The organism is Flavobacterium hiemivividum (assembly GCF_004349145.1).
GTDB classification, from domain to species: Bacteria; Bacteroidota; Bacteroidia; order Flavobacteriales; family Flavobacteriaceae; genus Flavobacterium; species Flavobacterium hiemivividum.
Map to the genome: position 1 here is coordinate 539,809 of NZ_SMFO01000001.1, position 17,648 is coordinate 557,456.

Consider the following 17,648-nt stretch of genomic DNA (forward strand, 5'->3'; position numbering starts at 1 on the left):
CTCTTATTAAGTATTTGATGCTTTTTGTTTTCGTGAATTATCTACTTCTAAAAATTAAACTGAGCCTGTAACCTCAATAAATTTCCCTGCTGTCTGTTATTTTTAAGTACGCTATCCTCAAAAGTTCTGTCGGCAATTACCCAAGTTGCAGTTAGTTCAAATGCTTTATACGGCTGCCACTCTAAACCTAGTTCATAATCTCTAACAGTATAACTTCTAGCATCTTTTTCAAATTTCTTTCCACCATCATAATATTGAAATTTAGCAAATGGATATAGCAATTGATTTTTAGAAAGATCCCATTTATAGTTTAAAGTAACATAACCTCCTTCTAAGTTAGAGACTTCTACCGAATTTGTAAGTTTATTGTAGCGAGGCCCTTTACCAATGTTGTATTCCGCTTGAACACCAAATGGTTTTGGATACAGCACAAAAGAAGCCGCCACTCTTTGATCAATAGTGTATTGTTTATCCTTAACAGAAACACCCGAAGAAATTTCGCTTCCAAAAGCCCATTTACCTGTGTACGCTTGAAGCCCTGGTTCAATAATTTGATTTCCTATTAGAAAAGGATAACTTACCCTAGTCACTACATGAAGATTTTTATTACCTTCAGTTTTACTGGCTGTTTGACCATTATATGCCCCAAAGGCAAAAACCCCATAATCTCCTGAACCTTTATATCCATCCTTAATAAGCATAGCGAAGCGCTCTCTTATTTTACTTGGTGCCCAATAAAAGAACGCACCAAGATCTCTTTCATTTGCAATGGCACTATTTAAAGCGTCATTACGGTCTAAAGTTAATCTATTTTGACTTGATTGCATGTTTTCAAATCCAAAAGGGACCTTACTTTGCCCTATTCTTAAACGAAACTCTTTCTTTGCATCGAATGACAAATCAAAATAAGCATCACGTAACTGCAAAAAATTATTGACTCCTGTACTCGGTGAACTCGCTAAATCAGGCTGAATGTAGAAAGATAAATTGGGATGAATTTGACCTGAAAAGACAATTCTAGCTCTTCTAATAAAAAACCCATTATTAGATTTTACATCATCTCCCGTAGCTGTGGTTCCCCACGATTTATCACATTGATCACATGAAACTTTATCATTAGTAGATATTAACCCGTTGTAACGCACCTGAGCATACCCTCTTAGACTAATTTTATCATACCATTGAGACTCTTTTTTCGGCTTCGCTTTTTCTTCAGCTGCCTTAACTTTGCTTATAGAATCCATAATACGAGCCACTTCTCTCGAAATTTCGTTTCTATTTATTTCTTGCGCTTGAAGTACACCTGCACTAACTATAAAAAATGCAATTAAAATTTTTTTCATCTCTAATGATATCAGTATTTTATTTTGCAAATGTCTATTTTTTATGTTAAGCTATTGTTAACAAATCATTATCATGATGATAACAAATAGGGTCAATGATCGTCTTTAAGATTACGATTCATTTAGAAACATAAAATCCATATTTCACAGATTGAAATATGGATTCTAAAAAAGAATTATTGTGCCGCAGTTTCCAACTTATTTCTAAGGTCTGCCATTTCACTTTTTAATTTTTCAATTTCTGCTTGCTGTTCTTTGAATGCAGCGACCAAAACAGGAATGAGACCTGCTTCATCAATTGTTTTAATGGTAGCGTTGCGAAACGTATTTTTACTGAACAAATAAGAGATCGATTTCTCACCTACAAGACTCGGAAAAACCTCCTGTATATTATCTGCCATAAATCCAAATTGTTCTCCTTTCTCTAGATCCAATTGTTTGAAATTTTGTGTATCATATTCAAACATCGTTGGTTCCAGCCGAATAATACTTTGCAATGGATTTTGTATCAGCTGTGCATTTATTTTTATAGTGCTATCGGGGTAGCTTTGTGAAAATGAAACAGCCGATATTGCTAAAAATGAAAGTAAAAAACATGCTTTTTTAAATTCTCTCAGTGAATATTTCATGATTAAAGTTTTTTGATTTGATTGCAAATATCGTCAAGTTATTTTTCTTTACTTACCGTCCACTACCATCATGGCATCTTCATAAAAAGTTACAAGTCCAGTTGTAATATCGTGCGTTCCTCCTACTATACCAATTTCTCCATTTTCAATCATTTGTTTTAAAATCGGGCTGCGTTCCATAATGGCTTGTACTGTTTTTTTAACATTGATCACAGATACTTTATCTACAAAATCGCTATTGGTTGAATTTCTGTTTTCGGTTTCTGTTTTTTCATCGTACACCGCAGGCTGTATTTTACTAAGCAAAGCTGTCAAATTCCCCATTTCGACGTGGTCACAAGCTCCTTTGATGGCACCGCATTTAGTGTGTCCTAAGACCACAATTATTTTTGAACCAGCTACCTTACATCCAAACTCCATGCTGCCCAAAATATCTTCATTCACAATATTCCCAGCAATACGCACGCTAAACACGTCGCCTAAGCCTTGGTCAAAAATTAACTCGGCTGAAGTTCGTGAATCAATACAACTCAAAATCACCGCAAAAGGATGCTGACCCTCTACAGTTTCATTAGCCTGTTGCAAAAGGTTGCGGTTTGCTTTTAGATTGTTTGCAAATCTTTTATTTCCTTCTTTTAGAATTTCTATCGCCATTACTGGAGTAATAGCGTCCTGCATTTCTTTAGTTAATGTTTTCATTTTCTAATTAATTGTTGATTATGTCCATTCTTTACTCCAGCAAAAATACACTCTATTTCTTTTCGAGTCTTATTTTTTTTATTCGTATTGATTTTTTTTATTCTTGGCCAATTCAAGTAAATCAAAACTAAAAACTACCAAAACAGCACATTAATACACCGCCTTCTCGTAGATATAAGCACCACAGATTCTTAGCTTACACTTTAAAATTAATTGCTTTAATAAAAAATTGAAGTAATAGAAAGGAGAAGTTTCTTATGAAGTAATTTCACTGAATTTCAAAAAAAGTTATTAAACTTGAAATTACATTAATAAACAGAAGACTTTTCAAAGCGTTTTATATTATTGCTTCACTGCCTTTGTTAGCGTAAAAGAAAATTGTGAACCAACACCAATTTCACTTTCGACAAATATTTTTTCTTTATGAGCCTCTATAATATGCTTTACTATTGCAAGTCCTAATCCAGAACCTCCTTCGGAGCGGGCTCCACTTTTATCTATTCGATAAAAACGTTCAAAAAGCCGCGGAATATTTTGCTTTTCTATTCCTTCACCATTATCTGTTATCCGAATCAAAACTTTTTCTTTTGTCAAATTAACCACCGCAACTTCTGTTGTACCCTTTGGGTTTCCGTACTTTATTGAATTTACGATTAGGTTTTCTACGATTTGTTGAATTCGATCTCTGTCTGCTCTCACATAATTGGGTAAGATGTGATAATTCTCAAACTCAAGCGTGATTTTCTTTTTCTCGGCTTTCATTTCTAGTAGGTCGAAAACGTTCTGAATCAATTCGACAATATCAAATTCAGTAATATCTAAATTCAGATCCCCAACTTCAAGTTTGGTTATCATGTCTAAATCTTCAACAATATAAATTAGTCGTTCTACCCCTTTTTCGGCCCGTTTTAAATATTTTTTTCGAATGACTTTATCTTCCATTGCTCCATCTAGCAAAGTGTCAATATAACCTTGCACGGTAAATAAGGGTGTTTTTAACTCATGTGAAACATTTCCCAAAAACTCTCTTCGGTACTCTTCACGCACTTTCAACATCTCGATTTCAAGTTTCTTATCCGTGGCAAATTTCTTTACCTCTCGAGTCAGTGTTTCCATATCGGTCGCAATGGGTTGATCCAGAAATGTACTTGATTCTAAAAGCGAAACATCATCATAGATTTTCTTTACACGTCTATATATAAAACGCTCAACTCGATGTTGTAAAACAATAAATGAAAATATATAAATAACTAAAATGAAAATAAAACCAAACAATAGCAGACTGCGCAAAGGCAATTGGAACATTACTGAAACCAATAGCATTACAAATCCAGTTGAAAATAGACTGATGTACAACGCTGACTTTACGGCAAACTTATAGGTTTTTTTAAAACTTACATTCATTTTTAAGTACTTATACTGTATGTTTAAAAGAGCATTATAAAGAAGAACTTGCACCTCACAAACAACCTCATTGTTTTATTTTAAACTTCAAATTTATAGCCAACCCCTTTAATGGTTTTAAAAAGATCTTCCCCTATTTTTTCTCGAAGTTTTCTAATATGGACATCAATAGTTCTTCCTCCTACCACTACTTCATTTCCCCAAACTTTATCCAGAATTTCATCACGCTTAAATACTTTTCCGGGTTTAGAAGCAAGCAAATAAAACAGCTCAAACTCTTTTCTAGGCAATGCAATTTCGACATTATCCTTTACTATTTTATATTCTTCGCGATTTATTTCTATTCCACCTACATTTAAAGTTTCGCTGTCTTGCTCACTTTCTTTTAGACGGCGCAGTAATGCTTTGACTTTACTAACTAATAGTTTTGGCTTTATAGGCTTTGCGATGTAGTCATCTGCTCCCGCATCAAATCCCGCCACTTGCGAATAGTCTTCACTTCTTGCAGTCAAGAAAGTAATAATCACATTGCTCAATTCTGGAATTTTTCTAATATTTTCACAAGCTTCCATTCCATCCATTTCAGGCATCATGACATCCATGATAATTAAATCTGGTAATTCCTTTTTAGCCTTTACAATTGCCTCTTTTCCATTAGCGGCCTTAAAAATCTGATAGCCCTCTTGAGCAAGATTATAACCTACGATTTCTAAAATATCTGGTTCATCGTCAACAAGTAAAATCTTGGTATGTTTCTTTTTCATATTTGGCAAAATTACGTTTGCAATTGTAAATGTAACAATAAATGAACAGCAAAAAAGCAGTATTAACCGTAATTTAATTTGATAACTATTTGGTAATATTCAATAAACGTAATCGTAACCTGCCAATAACGCAAACTTTACAAAGACCCCATTACTTTGCAAAAAATTAAACAAACTATGAAACTTAAATTATTCATTTTAACGCTTTTTATTAGTACCCTTGCTTTTTCTCAAACTAAAGGGACTATTTCTGGAGTACTAACTGATAAGGATTCAAACAACGAAACGTTACCTTTTGCGAATGTATTATTAAAAGGAACACAAATAAATGGCATAACTGATATTGATGGTAAATACTCACTTAGTGCTCCAGCAGGAAGCTATGTTATACAGTATAGTTTTATTGGTTACGAATCAGTAGAAATTCCCGTAACCGTGATTGATAGCGAAACGGTTACTCTAAGCAAAGCATTAGGCGCGGCTGGTTACAAATTAAGTGATGTTGTTATCACGACTCATGTAAACAAACAAAAAGAAACCGCCTTATTATTAGAACAAAAAAAGGCTGTCGAAATCAAACAAAGTATTGGCGCGCAAGAACTCTCCAGAAAAGGAGTTAGCGACGTAGCCACAGCAGTTACTAAAACGAGTGGTATTACAAAACAGGAAGGTACTGGAAATATATTTGTACGAGGTTTAGGCGACCGCTACAACTCTACTACTATGAATGGCTTGCCCTTACCATCAGACGATCCTTCAAAAAAGAATATTAAATTAGGTATATTCAATACTGATATTGTAGAATCAATAGGCATTGACAAAACATACAATTTTAGAAATTTTGGAGATTTTGGAGGTGCAAATATTGATATTGTATCAAAAACGCATACAGGAAGCGAAATGTTAGAGATAGGTTTCGAATTAGGCATGAATACTTTGGCTAACAGCCAAAAAGATTTTCGATTACAAGACGGACCATCTAAAACTGGATTCTCAAATACAAGCTATCCTAAAAACCCATTTTCTTCTTATAATTTCGATACTAATTGGAATACCGCTGCTGCGACTCCTATTAACACTTCTATCTTTATTAGAGGCGGTAGTGAATTCAATGTTGGAGAAAATGGAAAACTCGGCTTTTTTGGAACAGCGTCTTTTGACAATGAATACAATTATACTACTGGAGTTTCGAATGGATCTATTGGCCTAAATGGCATCCCAAGAAGAAATTTAAATTTCGAATCTTTTTCATACAATACAAACACAACAGTAATGGGGAACGTTAATTATAAAATTAACACAAACAACTCCATAAAATTCAACTCACTATTCGTCAACACCTCGAGCCAAGACCATCAAGAATTTGAAGGTATTATTGATAGTTTTGACATTGCTTCGGATGGCGGTGGATACATTAGAAGGTCTAATTTAGATCAAACTACAGTATTTATAAACCAATTATTAGGAAATCATTCTTTAAACGAAAGAACGAATTTTAACTGGGGTGTTTCTTTTAACTCTTTAAAAAACAGCATTCCAGATCGAATGCAAAACACCTTAATTCCGCAGAACGAACAATCTGATCCAGATGTAAAGCAAGTGTCAGACAATAATGATTCTGAAAACCACCGATTTTATCAGAATTTAAAAGACAATCAGTTAGCTGCAAACTTAGCTTTGGATTATAAGTTTAACAAAGAGGATGAAGACTATAGAGGGAAATTTACCTTAGGATACAGTGGATATACTAAAAAAGTAGGTTTTCAAGCAAGACAATTTAATTTTGATATCAACAACGCAGTTGCACAACCAGTCGTAGACAAGAACAATATTGACGGTTACTTTAACCAAACCAATTTTAGCAATAATCTCTTTAGCATAAAAACTTTTAATGGCGGATTAGCTCCTCAAACTTATGATGGCGATCAAAATATTCAGGCAGCATTTGTGGGAGTTGAATATAAGTTTACACCAAAGCTTACAGTAGTTTTTGGAACAAGAGGAGAATATATTATTCAAAATATAGATTGGTTCACTAACATCAGTAAAGGCACAAACAAGTTTGACAAGTTTGAATTTTTACCTTCAACTAGTATTAAATATGAGTTAAACGAAGATCAAAACTTAAAATTTGCAGCCAGTAAATCATACACTTTACCACAATTTAAAGAGAGAGCACCTTTCCAGTTTGAAGATGTTACCGAGGTTATTATTGGAAACCCGAAATTATACTCTTCGACCAATTATAATGCAGATGTCAAATGGGAATATTTCCCTAAGTCGAGCGAAATAATTTCGTTAACTGCTTTTGGAAAATTAATTCAGAATCCAATCAACGAAATCACGATTACCTCAGCAACTAACGATATATCTTATGTCAACTCAGGAGACAAAGCAGTTGTCCTAGGAGCTGAATTTGAGATTAGAAAAAACATTTTCGAAAAGGATACTGAAAACAAAGAATCATTAAGTACCGGATTCAACGCATCGTATATGTACAACAATCAAGATTTTAATGGGCAAAAAGTAGAAAATGAAACAGACTTAACTGTTTTCTTCTCTAAAACAGAAGGTAAGCTAACTGGAGCTTCAGATTTATTATTGAATGCTGACCTGAGCTATTTTAAAGAATTTTCACAAGATAAAAATGTTCTAGCAACAATTACCTATGGTTATTTCTCCGACAGAATTTATGCTCTAGGTACAAGCGGAAGAGGAGATTTAATCGACAAAGCTAACGGCTCTTTAGATTTCATATTGAAGTCTAAGCTTACTAAAAACATTGGTTTAGGATTATCTGTAAAAAATATTTTAGACCCTACAATCGAAAGAATACAAGACAACCAAAACGTATTAGTAAAATCGTATAAGAACGGTATAAACTTTAAAGTAGCTGCGACTTATACTTTTTAAGAAGTTTACGATTGCTTAACAAACTGATAAACTTAACAAAATCAAACTACAGAAAAACAGTGCTAGGTTTGCACTGTAATAATAAAACAACCACAATTAAAACTAAAAAAAATGAAAAAAGTATTTTTATCAATGCTTACATTAGCAACATTAACAATTACGTCTTGTACTAGTAATGATGTTGCTACAGAAACGGATCCAAATGTTGTTTCTCTAGATCCTACAAACTTTAAAGGAACGTTAGAAGCTGGAAAAGAAGCTACATTAGATGCTTCAAAAGTGTATTATTTAACAGGAGCATTTATTGTAAAAAGCGGAGCTAAACTAACTATTCCTGCTGGAACTGTAATCAAAGCAACAGAAAACACAGATAGTACAGTAAGATACATTGCGGTATCTCAAGGAGGGCAAATCTTCATCAATGGTACAGCTACTAACCCAGTAGTTATGACTTCGGCCAAAGCAACACCATCTAAAAGTGACTGGGGAGGTCTAGTAATTTGTGGTAAAGCTCCAATAAACACTTCGGCAACCGCTGGAGGAACGGCTTCTGCAGAAGTTTCAGATTTAACGTATGGTGGTTCTGATACCGCTGACAACTCAGGAGTAATTAGGTATTTGAGAATAGAATACACAGGCTACGCTTATACCTCTACAAAAGAATTCAATGGATTATCATTATTTGGTGTGGGTTCTGGAACAACTTTAGAATATGTTCACGCAAATCACAATGGTGATGATGGTATCGAATTTTTCGGAGGAACTGTAAACGGGAAGTATTTAGTATCAACTGATAGTGATGATGATTCAATTGACTTTGCTGATGGATGGGCTGGAACAGGAGAATTTTGGTATATCAAAAACACAGCTAAAGCGGGTATCGAAGGATCAAATAATGGTACAAATGGTTACGCTACACCAATGACAAATGCAACTTTAAAAAACATTTCGATTGTAAAAGGAACTTTAGCTAACTCTGAAGATGCGATTTATCTAAAAGAAGGTGCTGGAAAATGGACTGCTTCAAATGTATACATTGACGGTGCTTTTACAAAAGGGTTAAAAATAAAATCTGACGACGCTGCGGCAAATGAGAATATAACGAATGGAAATATAAAATTCAATCCTATCCAATTTGCAAACACTGCAACTGGCTTTTTACCATCGGAATATACTGGAACAAACACTACTTATTTAACAGTAGGAACTAATACTGGTGCTGGTGCTGGAGCAGCTGCTCCGTCATGGACAACTGGCTGGACTGCAGGATTATAATAATAAAAACAATAAATTTGTTGTAAAACACCTTTCAAAAGAAAGGTGTTTTTTATTTTGGTACAGTATTTGATTTTTTTTGTATATTTACTAAACAAAATCAAGCTAATGGCAAAAAATTACTTTTATATTGCAATCTTATTGGTTTTTTTCTTCTCCTTGAACCTCAGCGCTCAAGAAACAAAGCAACAACCAAAACTACAAGAAACCTCCATAATTGAAGGTTTAAGCTTGTACCCAAACCCTGTAACTAATGGAAAGGTATATATTTCCACCAAAAATGATTCAAATAAAGAAATAATTATATTTGATCTTTTAGGAAAAAAAGTACTGCAAACGTTAATTAGTTCAAGAGAACTAAATGTCTCCAGTCTTAACCCTGGCGTTTACATTATTAAGATTAATGAGGAAAACGCAACTGCTACCAGAAAACTCATTGTAAGGTAAAAATTACTTTCGAAAAATAAATTTAAAAGCTCCAACTACAATTGGAGTTTTTTTTATTCCGATTGGAATGCCTTTTAATATCTGAAAACGCTATTAAAATTTATACCTTTGCAAAAAAAAATTCTTGATTACAGCTACTGATATATTTGCCATTTCGAATCAAAAGCAATTTGAAAAAATAGCCTTAAAAGTATTTCGTTACCAACACGAAAACAACTTGGTGTACAGAGAATTTTGTGATCTATTGAAAATAGAACCTCAAAAAATAAAAACACTACAACAGATTCCGTTTTTACCAATTCAATTTTTTAAAAGTCACGCTGTAGTTTCTAATACAAACCCAGTTCAAAATACATTTACCAGCAGCGGAACGACCGGAATGATTACCAGCAAACATCTTGTAACAGACATTTCTATTTATGAGGAAAGTTACCGCCGAGGATTTTCTGAGTTTTATGGAAACATTGAAGATTACGTCGTTTTAGCTTTATTACCTTCTTATCTGGAAAGAGAAGGTTCTTCCTTGATTTATATGGTCGAAGATTTGATTCAGCTATCGAATCATGCCGAAAGCGGTTTTTATCTTCACAACCACGAGCAGCTTATTAAAAAATTGACCGAATTAGACGAATCTGGCCAAAATATAATTCTTATCGGAGTTACTTTTGCCTTATTAGACTTGATCGAAAAACATCAGTTCCAACTGCAAAACACCATTATCATGGAAACCGGCGGTATGAAAGGCAAGCGCAAAGAAATGATCCGAGAAGAACTGCATCAGCAGCTTTGCGAAGGTTTTGGCGTTACCGCCATCCATTCTGAATATGGAATGACTGAATTACTCTCACAAGCCTATTCTCTTGGTGAAGGCGTTTTTGAATGTCCTTCTTGGATCCAAATCCTCATCCGCGATACTGAAGATGCATTGACATACATTCCGCAAGGAAAAACAGGCGGAATCAACGTGATTGATTTGGCTAACATCAATTCTTGTTCGTTTATAGCTACTCAGGATTTGGGCAAAAAAAATCCCAACAACTCTTTCGAGGTATTGGGACGTTTTGATAATTCTGATATTCGCGGTTGTAATTTGATGGTGCTATAAAACCTTATTAATGTATTTCTTTTCGATGTCCTAAATCAACAACATCAATCAAAAGAATATCGTCAAAAATCTCATAAATCACTCTATAATCGCCAACACGTATTCTATATCCTTTTCTTCCTTTTAACTTTTTGTACCCTTGTGGTCTAGGATTATCAGCTAAATCATAAATTTGCTTTTTTATCGCAGAAAAATAAGGCTCATTAATTTTGATTAAAGCTTTTAAAACTTTTTTTCTAAATTCAATAGTGTAAGACGTTACTTGACTACTTTGCGCTTTTCTTCAATAATTTTAAACGCTTCGTCAATAGAAATACGATAACCATCATCGTCTCTTTTGGCCTCATCATAAAGACGTACGTCTTCTAAATCTTCCAATTCTTCAATCATTCTATTGTACTTCTCTATCGGCAAAACAACAGCCGTTCTATTTCCATTTTTATCAGTTAAGAATTGAGTTTCCATACTATTAATATTTATAGTAAAGTTAAGAAATTAAACTACTCTAACCACAAAATAATTTTTCTTACCGCTTTGCAACAATACAAATTGGCTGTTGATTAAATCTTTTGTCGAAAGTGCAAAATCTTCTTTCACTTTTTCTCTGTTTACTGATATCGAATTAGCCGTCAAAGCGCGTCTTGCTTCACCATTAGACTTAAAAAATCCTGTCTTTTCATTCAAAACAGCGATAATATCAATTCCAGATTCAATTTCGTTTCTTGCTATTTCCGCTTGCGGAACACCTTCAAAAACATCTAAGAAAGTGGCTTCGTCCAATTGTTTTAAATCATCGGAAGTAGAATTTCCAAACAAAATATTTGATGCTTTTATCGCATTTTCTAAATCTACTTGTGAATGAACCATTACCGTAGTTTCTTCAGCCAAACGTTTTTGTAACAAACGCAAATGTGGTGTTTCTGAATGTTTTTCGGTTAATTCAGTAATTTCTTCTTTCGATAAAAAGGTAAAAATCTTGATGTATTTTTCAGCATCAACATCTGAAGTATTCAACCAATATTGGTAAAATTTATAAGGTGAAGTTCGCGCTGCGTCTAACCAGATATTTCCTCCTTCAGATTTCCCGAATTTAGTTCCATCCGCTTTTGTAATCAACGGACAAGTTAAAGCGTATGCTTTTCCGCCAGCAATTCTACGTACTAATTCCGTTCCAGTAGTGATATTTCCCCATTGGTCTGAACCACCCATTTGCAGTGTACAACTTTTGGTTTTGAACAAATGTAAAAAGTCGTATCCCTGAACCATTTGGTATGTAAACTCAGTAAATGACATTCCTTCTGCTGATTCAGAAGACAAACGCTTCTTTACTGAATCTTTAGACATCATATAATTTACCGTAATGTGTTTTCCAATATCACGAATAAACTCCAGAAAAGAGAAATTCTTCATCCAGTCGTAATTATTCACTAATTCAGCTGCATTTGGAGCATCTGAAGTAAAATCAAGAAAACGACTCAATTGTGCTCTAATTGCTTCTTGATTGTGACGTAAAGTAGGCTCGTCTAATAAATTTCTTTCATTGGATTTTCCTGATGGATCTCCAATCATTCCTGTCGCACCACCTACTAGCGCTAATGGTTTGTGTCCTGACAATTGAAAATGTTTCAACAACATTACACCTACTAAATGCCCTATATGCAATGAATCTGCAGTTGGATCAATACCCACATACGCCACACGCATTTGCTCCATCAAATGTTCTTCTGTGCCTGGCATAACATCGTGGAGCATTCCTCTCCAAGTCACTTCTTCAATAAAATTTTTCATCTTTTTTAATCAATTTCCGCAAAGATAGTAATTCAACTGCAATGGCAATAGCAATTTCAATGGCAATACTACTGAGAAACCTCAAAATAAATTTGAATTTCTGAATTGAAATTGATTTAGTACATTTACAAGATGATTTTAGTAACAGGAGGAACTGGTTTAGTAGGAGCACATTTATTGCTGTATTTAATAGAATCCGAAAACATCGGAGCTAATAAAATACGGGCTATTTATCGAAAATTAGAAAGTATCGAGAAAACGAAAGCCTTGTTTCAGCTTTATAGTAAATCTGCATTGTTTAATGCTATCGAATGGGTTCAAGCTGACATAATTGACATCCCTTCTTTAGAAGATGCTTTTATAGGAATTGACTACGTTTACCATAGCGCTGCCCTAATTTCATTTGATCCAAAAGACGAAGAAACACTCCGCAAAACTAACATCGAAGGAACCGCAAACATTGTGAATTTTTGCCTTGCTAAAGGAGTAAAAAAACTATGCTACATTAGTTCGACAGCGGCTTTAGGTGATTTAGCAGCACACGAAACTAGTACCACTGAAGAAACCGAGTGGAATCCTGAAAAACCACATAGCGATTATGCTATTTCAAAATACGGTGCTGAAATAGAAATATGGCGTGGCCGGCAAGAAGGCTTAGATGTCGTCGTGGTAAATCCGGGAGTTATTATTGGACCTGGTTTTCAAGATCAAGGAAGTGGTCTTCTTTTTCAGAAAGTGGCCAACGGGCTGCCGTTTTACACTCTTGGAATAGCGGCTTTCGTAGCAGTTAGCGATGTGGTAAGAATTACAATTCAATTGATGAAAAGCGAAATTAAAAACGAGCGTTTTATATTGATTGCGCAGAACATCCCTTTTAGAGACATACTGAATTCTATCTCCGACGCGTTGAAAGTAAAAAGACCTACCCGCCACCTAAAACCATCGGTAATGCAAATCGCTTGGAGAGTGGATTGGATTATATCAAGCATTTTAGGGAGAAAAAGGCAGTTAACCAGAGCGACTGCTACAGCATCTTATTCGAAACACATCTATTCGAATGAAAAAATAAAAAGGACTTTAAACACTGAATTTGTAGATGTCCATCAATACATCGAGGAGATTTCAAAATTATAAAAAGGGAAATTTATTGAATTCTCAAAGAGTCTTTTCCGTTTTTCAAGATAATTTTCTTCTTTTTTAATAGTAAAGAATCTTTTTTTTCATCGTTCATCTTGACTTTTTTTAGTGAATCAGCTTTTAGTTTCTCTTGCTTTTTCTCTTCTCTTTTTACCAATGAATCTAAGACTGTTTTTTTAGCCTCAATTCGCTGGATAAGCTCGTCATACATTTCTTTATAATCGATATAATTTGAAGCATAATAAGTATTGCTTTGCGCAAATTGCAAGCTATCTATTTTATACTTTTTAAAAATGTACTGAGACGGATTAATTTTAAACGTATCTATTGACGCTGGATTTTGATATTTTATAGCGTCCAAAATTGATAAATCATACATTACATCGATCATGACATCTCTTTCTATAAGATTGTCAGGCTTATGAACTACCTCTTCTTTGCAGCTCATAAACCCAACTAAAACGGTCAATAGTAACAGTAATTTTTTCATCTATATTTGTCTATTAGCGATCAAACAAAAGTCTTTTTCCTGCGCGAATATTTTTTACTTTAAAAGCACTATACACTAATTGTCCATTTACTAAAGTATGAGTAATTCTAGATTTGAAAGTAAATCCTTCAAATGGAGACCATCCGCATTTAGCAAAAATATTTTCTTTCTTAACGCTCCAAGGCAAACCCGGGTTTACGATTACTAAGTCGGCATAATATCCTTCTTTAATAAAACCACGTTTTTCAATTTTGAAAATCTTAGCCGGATTATGGCACATTTTTTCGACAATTTTCTCAACACTTATTTTACCTTGGTGAAAAGCTTCAAACATAGCCACAACGGCATGCTGAACTAAAGGTCCTCCAGAAGGAGCTTCTAGATATGATTTCTTTTTCTCTTCTAATGTATGCGGTGCATGATCAGTAGCAATCACATCAATTCTACCATCGAGCAAAGCTTCCCAAAGCACTTTTTGATCATTTGCTGTTTTTACCGCTGGATTCCATTTTATAAGATTCCCTTTGGTAGCATAATCGTCATTGGTAAACCATAAATGATGCACGCAAACTTCGGCAGTAATTTTCTTTTGTTCCAATGGAATTTTGTTTGTGAACAAATCCATTTCTTTAGCAGTTGAAAGATGAAAAATGTGCAAACGAGCTCCAGTTTTCTTAGCAAGCGCAACCGCTTTGGAAGAAGAAATATAACAAGCTTCTTCACTTCGAATCAAATGATGCGCCGTAACGGGAACATCATCTCCAAATTCAGCTTTGTATTTCTCTAAATTGTTTTTTATAGTAGTTTCATCTTCACAATGAACTGCAATAAGCATAGGTGTACTGGAGAATATTTTTTCTAAAGTAGCTTCATTATCAACGAGCATATTCCCTGTTGATGAACCTAAAAATATTTTTATACCGGCAACATTTTTCGGATTTGTTTTTAGAACTTCCTCCAAGTTATCATTAGTTGCACCCATCATAAACGAATAATTCGCATATGATTTCTCAGCAGCAAGCTGGTATTTTTCTTCTAAAATTTCTTGCGTAACCGCATTAGGAACCGTATTAGGCTGCTCGATGTAAGAAGTAATTCCACCGGCAACGGCCGCTCTAGATTCCGTTTCTATATCCCCTTTATAAGTAAGACCTGGCTCTCTAAAATGCACTTGATCATCAATAGCACCCGGCATTAAATAGTTCCCCTCTGCGTCGATAATCACACAATTTGATGATTTCGCGCTGATACTTTCTGAAACCTCAACAATTAAGTCATTTTCAATTAATACATCGCCCTCAAAAATTACCCCTTCATTTACTATTTTGGCATTCTTAATTAAAACCCTATTCATTGTATTTTTGCTTATAAACTATTAACTAATTTTTTTAATCGTAGAGAAATTACTCCAAAAACGGCTTCAATAATTATAGAATTGCTCATTTTTGATTCTCCTTTTGTGCGGTCTGTAAAAATTATTGGCACTTCGACAATATTAAATTTTTTACAAAACGTTCTGTATTTCATTTCAATCTGAAACGCGTATCCCACAAATTTTATTTTATCGAGATTAATCGCTTCAAGCACCTCTCTTTTATAACAAACGAAACCTGCCGTAGCATCATGAATTTTCATTCCAGTTATAATTCGAACATATACCGATGCAAAATAAGACATCAACACTCGGTTTAACGGCCAATTAACGACATTTACACCTGTAACATAGCGCGAACCAATCGCAAGATCAGCAGTTCCAAAGTGACAAGCATTGTATAGCTTCTCTAAATCATTCGGATTATGAGAAAAATCAGCATCCATTTCGAAAATAAAACCATACTTTCTCTCTAATGCCCATTTGAACCCATGAACATAGGCAGTACCTAGTCCAGATTTCTTTTCTCTATTTTCCAAAAATAAACGACCCTCAAACTCGCCTTGAAGCAATCTGACTTTATCTGCGGTTTGATCCGGAGAATTGTCGTCTACAATAAGGATATGAAAAGGTTTGTGTTGGGAAAGTACCGACCTGATTATGCTTTCAATATTCTCAATTTCGTTATAGGTAGGAATTATAACAATACAGTCGTTCATATTTCTAGTAATTTCAGTGCAAAAGTAACGTTTTTATAGCATTTCATTCATAATAAATTTATAATAAAAAGATTGATATAAAAAATTACTAATTTTGTCACGCTATGATAGAACACCTACTTAATCCAAGAATAACAGAAAGCAAAGATTGGGCAATCCTTTTATTTGTATTGGCATTTGCTATTGTCGCAATTACCAAATCAGTTTATGAAAACCGCTTTAGCGATTTTATGAATTTGATCTTTTCAGATAAATATTCTAAGGTTTATCGCGACGGAAGCCACTTAAGAGACAGTTTCACAATTTCCTTGTTTTTTGTGCAAGTTATTTCCATTGCTTTTTTCATTCAGCTTTCACTAAGTTTTTTTGGATATGGTTCTAAGACAGACTTAATATTCTACATTCAAATTATCACTTTACTACTATTCTTTGTTTTATCTAAATATTTAATAGAAAAAATCATTGCTACCGCATTTAATATTGAGGATTTTATGGAGCATTTCAACCTCCAAAAAGTTGCTTATCGAACCTATATTGGGCTATTTATCCTACCCATTAACATTATATTATTCTATTACGATACAATATCGAGAAATATTCCACTTATAATAATATCTACAATATTGATTGTCAATGTTTTAATATATATTGTTTCTATAAAAAAATATCAAAATCTAATATTCGGTAAGTTGTTTTATTTTATTTTATATCTTTGCGCTCTCGAAATAGCCCCCTATTTTTTTATGTTTTTTATGTTTAAAAAAGGGGGCGCTTAGAAAAAGTTAAAATATGAAAGTGAAAACAATTTTGGTGTCACAACCTGAGCCTAAAGTAGAGAACTCTCCTTACTTTGAACTCCAACAGAAGCATAAAGTGAAAATTGATTTCAGGCCTTTTATTCATATAGAAGGAGTTAATGCTAAAGAGATTCGACTTCAAAAAATCGATCTTAATCAATATACTGCAATTATTTTAACGAGTAGAAATGCGGTTGATCATTTCTTTAGAGTCGCAGACGAAATGCGCTTCAAAGTACCAGAAGGCTTGAAATATTTCTGCCAGTCTGAAGCTGTAGCCTTTTATTTGCAAAAATACGTTGTTTATAGAAAACGTAAAATCTACGTAGGTCCCAAGGACTTTGCAGATTTATCTCCATTGATCAAAAAGTACAAAGACGAAAAATTTCTTTTACCGGCTTCAGATCAATTAAATGCTGACGCAACCATCACACTTAATGCATTAAAAGTAGACTGGACTCCAGCTATTTTTTACAAAACAGTTATGAGTGACCTTTCTGACTTAGCTGATGTGTATTATGATGTTCTAGCCTTCTTTAGTCCTACTGGAATTAAATCATTATTTAAAAACTTCCCAGACTTCGAACAAAACAATACTAGAATAGCTGTTTTTGGGAGTACAACTCAAAAAGAAGCATTGGACAATGGATTAAGAGTTGATATTCTAGCGCCTTCGCCAAATGCACCTTCGATGACAATGGCCTTAGAAAAATACATTACTGAAGCTAATAAAGGTAAATAGTTCTTAGCTTTTCCTCATAATAAA

18 protein-coding genes are annotated in these 17,648 nt (G+C 34.0%); 7 read left to right on the top strand and 11 right to left on the bottom strand.

Annotated features, from left to right (window positions below; genetic code table 11):
- Positions 1-47: 47 nt before the first annotated feature.
- The 5 genes from E0F98_RS02420 to E0F98_RS02440 form a co-directional block, all read right to left on the bottom strand.
- Entirely contained in the window at positions 48-1,343 is a 1,296-nt protein-coding gene (locus tag E0F98_RS02420) for a porin (protein ID WP_132108834.1), read from the bottom strand.
- A gap of 176 nt (positions 1,344-1,519) precedes the next feature.
- Positions 1,520-1,972, bottom strand: a complete 453-nt coding sequence (locus tag E0F98_RS02425) for a tail fiber domain-containing protein (protein ID WP_132108836.1) — start codon at positions 1,970-1,972, stop codon at positions 1,520-1,522.
- A 48-nt stretch (positions 1,973-2,020) separates the two neighbouring features.
- The gene (locus tag E0F98_RS02430) at positions 2,021-2,671 is read right to left on the bottom strand and encodes a carbonic anhydrase family protein (protein ID WP_132108838.1); all 651 of its coding nucleotides are present in this window, start codon (positions 2,669-2,671) and stop codon (positions 2,021-2,023) included.
- Between the two features lie 342 nt (positions 2,672-3,013).
- Positions 3,014-4,075 carry a sensor histidine kinase gene (locus E0F98_RS02435; protein WP_132108840.1) on the bottom strand — a complete coding sequence of 354 codons (1,062 nt, stop codon included), beginning with the start codon at positions 4,073-4,075 and terminating at the stop codon, positions 3,014-3,016.
- A gap of 80 nt (positions 4,076-4,155) precedes the next feature.
- Complete coding sequence (locus E0F98_RS02440; RefSeq protein ID WP_132108842.1) at positions 4,156-4,839, bottom strand: response regulator transcription factor; 684 nt, start codon at positions 4,837-4,839, stop codon at positions 4,156-4,158.
- Positions 4,840-5,016: 177 nt separating this feature from the next.
- Between E0F98_RS02440 and E0F98_RS02445 the strand changes: the two genes are divergently transcribed.
- The 4 genes from E0F98_RS02445 (at position 5,017) to E0F98_RS02460 (ending at position 10,579) form a co-directional block, all read left to right on the top strand.
- Entirely contained in the window at positions 5,017-7,752 is a 2,736-nt protein-coding gene (locus E0F98_RS02445; RefSeq protein ID WP_132108844.1) for a TonB-dependent receptor, read from the top strand.
- Positions 7,753-7,863: 111 nt separating this feature from the next.
- A complete protein-coding gene (locus E0F98_RS02450; protein ID WP_132108846.1) occupies positions 7,864-9,027 on the top strand; it encodes a hypothetical protein in 1,164 nt (387 codons plus the stop codon).
- A 108-nt stretch (positions 9,028-9,135) separates the two neighbouring features.
- Positions 9,136-9,474 carry a T9SS type A sorting domain-containing protein gene (locus tag E0F98_RS02455; RefSeq protein ID WP_132108848.1) on the top strand — a complete coding sequence of 113 codons (339 nt, stop codon included), beginning with the start codon at positions 9,136-9,138 and terminating at the stop codon, positions 9,472-9,474.
- Between the two features lie 124 nt (positions 9,475-9,598).
- Complete coding sequence (locus tag E0F98_RS02460; protein ID WP_132108850.1) at positions 9,599-10,579, top strand: LuxE/PaaK family acyltransferase; 981 nt, start codon at positions 9,599-9,601, stop codon at positions 10,577-10,579.
- A gap of 7 nt (positions 10,580-10,586) precedes the next feature.
- Here E0F98_RS02460 and E0F98_RS02465 read toward each other — a convergent pair whose 3' ends face one another.
- Genes E0F98_RS02465 through tyrS form a run of 3 tightly spaced genes read right to left on the bottom strand, consistent with a single transcriptional unit; the run spans position 10,587 to position 12,367 of the window.
- Entirely contained in the window at positions 10,587-10,826 is a 240-nt protein-coding gene (locus tag E0F98_RS02465) for a type II toxin-antitoxin system RelE family toxin (protein WP_132109336.1), read from the bottom strand.
- 11 nt (positions 10,827-10,837) lie between these two features.
- Positions 10,838-11,044 (bottom strand): hypothetical protein, encoded by a 207-nt coding sequence (locus E0F98_RS02470; protein WP_132108852.1) that lies wholly within the window; start codon positions 11,042-11,044, stop codon positions 10,838-10,840.
- A 30-nt stretch (positions 11,045-11,074) separates the two neighbouring features.
- The gene (gene tyrS / locus E0F98_RS02475) at positions 11,075-12,367 is read right to left on the bottom strand and encodes a tyrosine--tRNA ligase (protein ID WP_132108854.1); all 1,293 of its coding nucleotides are present in this window, start codon (positions 12,365-12,367) and stop codon (positions 11,075-11,077) included.
- Between the two features lie 132 nt (positions 12,368-12,499).
- Here tyrS and E0F98_RS02480 point away from each other — a divergent pair, with 132 nt between their 5' ends.
- Positions 12,500-13,501: an NAD-dependent epimerase/dehydratase family protein gene (locus E0F98_RS02480; protein ID WP_132108856.1), complete on the top strand. Its 1,002-nt coding sequence runs from the start codon at positions 12,500-12,502 to the stop codon at positions 13,499-13,501.
- Positions 13,502-13,511: 10 nt separating this feature from the next.
- On the opposite strand, the gene E0F98_RS02485 is transcribed toward E0F98_RS02480, so the two are convergent.
- Genes E0F98_RS02485 through E0F98_RS02495 form a run of 3 tightly spaced genes read right to left on the bottom strand, consistent with a single transcriptional unit; the run spans position 13,512 to position 16,085 of the window.
- On the bottom strand, positions 13,512-13,994 hold the full coding sequence (locus tag E0F98_RS02485) for a DUF4296 domain-containing protein (RefSeq protein ID WP_132108858.1): 483 nt from the start codon (positions 13,992-13,994) through the stop codon (positions 13,512-13,514).
- Between the two features lie 13 nt (positions 13,995-14,007).
- Positions 14,008-15,348 (bottom strand): dihydroorotase, encoded by a 1,341-nt coding sequence (locus E0F98_RS02490; RefSeq protein WP_132108860.1) that lies wholly within the window; start codon positions 15,346-15,348, stop codon positions 14,008-14,010.
- Between the two features lie 11 nt (positions 15,349-15,359).
- Positions 15,360-16,085 carry a polyprenol monophosphomannose synthase gene (locus tag E0F98_RS02495; protein ID WP_132108862.1) on the bottom strand — a complete coding sequence of 242 codons (726 nt, stop codon included), beginning with the start codon at positions 16,083-16,085 and terminating at the stop codon, positions 15,360-15,362.
- A 104-nt stretch (positions 16,086-16,189) separates the two neighbouring features.
- Between E0F98_RS02495 and E0F98_RS02500 the strand changes: the two genes are divergently transcribed.
- Both E0F98_RS02500 and E0F98_RS02505 read left to right on the top strand, forming a co-directional pair.
- On the top strand, positions 16,190-16,861 hold the full coding sequence (locus tag E0F98_RS02500) for a DUF4271 domain-containing protein (protein ID WP_132108864.1): 672 nt from the start codon (positions 16,190-16,192) through the stop codon (positions 16,859-16,861).
- 13 nt (positions 16,862-16,874) lie between these two features.
- Positions 16,875-17,624, top strand: a complete 750-nt coding sequence (locus E0F98_RS02505) for a uroporphyrinogen-III synthase (protein WP_132108866.1) — start codon at positions 16,875-16,877, stop codon at positions 17,622-17,624.
- The last annotated feature ends 24 nt before the right edge of the window (positions 17,625-17,648 follow it).